2 protein-coding genes are annotated in these 1,851 nt (G+C 76.3%); both read right to left on the reverse strand.

What is annotated here, in order from left to right; all coding sequences use genetic code 11:
• Positions 1-498: biotin transporter BioY (locus ROTAS13_RS23965; RefSeq protein WP_075823617.1), on the reverse strand; the 498-nt coding region annotated here is incomplete at its 3' end.
• A complete protein-coding gene (locus ROTAS13_RS28535; RefSeq protein WP_075823618.1) occupies positions 495-1,682 on the reverse strand; it encodes an A/G-specific adenine glycosylase in 1,188 nt (395 codons plus the stop codon). The genes ROTAS13_RS23965 and ROTAS13_RS28535, both read right to left, overlap by 4 nt.
• Positions 1,683-1,851: the final 169 nt, after the last annotated feature.

The raw sequence follows: 1,851 nt of genomic DNA on the forward strand, positions 1-1,851 counted from the left end.
GCCGGTCTTCACCAGCGTGCCGGGGATGAACAGCACGAAGCCGGCCATCAGCGCCTTCTCCCAGCCGGCGAAGCCGGCCAGCCAGGCGACGCCCGGCACGAAGAGCGCGAGATGCGCCACGGTCAGCACCAGGGCGCCGCGCAGCCAGGAGCCGGAAGCCTGCCCGGCGATCCAGGCGGCGGGCAGGAAGCCCAGCAGGTAGCCGGCAGTCGGCCCGGCGAAGGCGGTGAGGCCGGTGGCGCCGCCGGCGAAGACCGGCAGGCCCATCGCGCCCTCGGCAAGGTAGAGCGCCACGCTGGCGGCGCCGAGGCGGGAGCCGCCGAGGGCGCCGAGCAGCAGCACCGCGAGCGACTGCAGCGTCGCCGGCACCGGCCACATCGGCACGGTGACCTGCGCCGAGGCGGCCAGGATGCCAGAGCCGATCAGGGCGAGGCCCAGGAAGCGGGCGAAGGAGAGAAGGCCGCCGCGCGACCGGGCCTGGGTCAGAAGAGCGTTCATGATTTCGTCCGGCGTTTCGGGAGCCCGGTCCCGGCGGCGCCGCGCGGGCGCCCCCGGGCCGGGACCGCCCTGGGTGCCACGGCCGGGGCCCCGCCCGCAAGCGGAGCCGCGATCGGGGCCGAAGCCGGGGCGGTAATGGCGGCGGCCAGGCTTTCCAGGGCCAGCAGCCGCCCCATGGCACTGGGCAAGGCACGCCGCGCCTCCTCCTCCGCCAGCCAGAAGAATCCCTCCGGCGCCGGGGGCGAGGCGGCCAGCCGCGCCGAGAGCAGGCGCATCTCCAGCTCCAGATGGGTGAAGCCGTGCCGGGCCACGCCGGGCAGCAGGCGCCATTCGGCGGCGAGCGGCGGTGCGTGGGGCAGGGCCTCGGCCTCGCTCCAGGCCTCCCCCTCGCGCCAGGGCGTGCCGGGGATCTCGGGCATGCCGCCCAGCAGCCCCTGCGGCGGGCGGTGCCGCAGCAGCAGGCGCCCGCCGCCGTCGCGCAGCAGGAAATGCATGCCCTGGCGCAGCCCCCGCACCGGTTTCGGCGCCTTGACCGGCAGGCTGTCCTGCACCCCGGCGGCCTGGGCGGCGCAATGCCCGCGCCAGGGGCAGAGGGCGCAGGCCGGGCGGCGCGGGGTGCAGATCGTGGCGCCCAGGTCGAACAGCGCCTGGGCGAAGTCCCCCGGTCGTGCGCGGGCGGCGGGCTGCTCCATGAAGGCGCGGGCCAGGCTGGCGAGGCGGGACCGGGCCGCGGGCAGCGGGTCGCGGATGTCGAAGAGCCGGGCCGCCACACGCTCCACGTTGCCGTCCACCGGCACGGTGGGGCGGTCGAAGGCGATGGCGGCCACGGCGGCCGAGGTATAGGCGCCGATGCCGGGCAAGGCGCGCAGGCCGGACTCGGTGTCCGGAAAGCCGCCGCGCGCCGCCACCGCCCGGGCCGCCGCGTGCAGGTTGCGCGCCCGCGCATAATAGCCGAGGCCCGCCCATTCCGCCGCCACCGCCTCCCAGGGCGCGGCGGCCAGGGCCGCGACATCGGGGAAGCGGGCGAGGAAACGGGCATAACGCGGGCCGACCGCGGCCACGGTGGTCTGCTGCAGCATCACCTCCGAGAGCCAGATGCGGTATGGATCACGCTCGCCACGCCAGGGCAGGCTGCGCCGGTGGCGGTCGTACCAGTCGAGAAGTTCAGGGGCAGGGGGATGCATCGGGTGGCAAAGGAGGGTGGGACGCGCCGCCGATCAAGCCCCGAGGGGGCTAAGCCGGCGGCCCGGCGGGGCGTGAAGGATGGTCAGCCCAAGGCTGTGCAGGCGGCGGGGCAGGGAGTGGCCCAGATGGGAGTGGCCCAGATGGGAGCGGCTCCGAGGGCGCGTCCGC

This window comes from Roseomonas sp. TAS13 (genome assembly GCF_001950415.1).
Lineage (GTDB): Bacteria > Pseudomonadota > Alphaproteobacteria > Acetobacterales > Acetobacteraceae > Roseomonas > Roseomonas mucosa.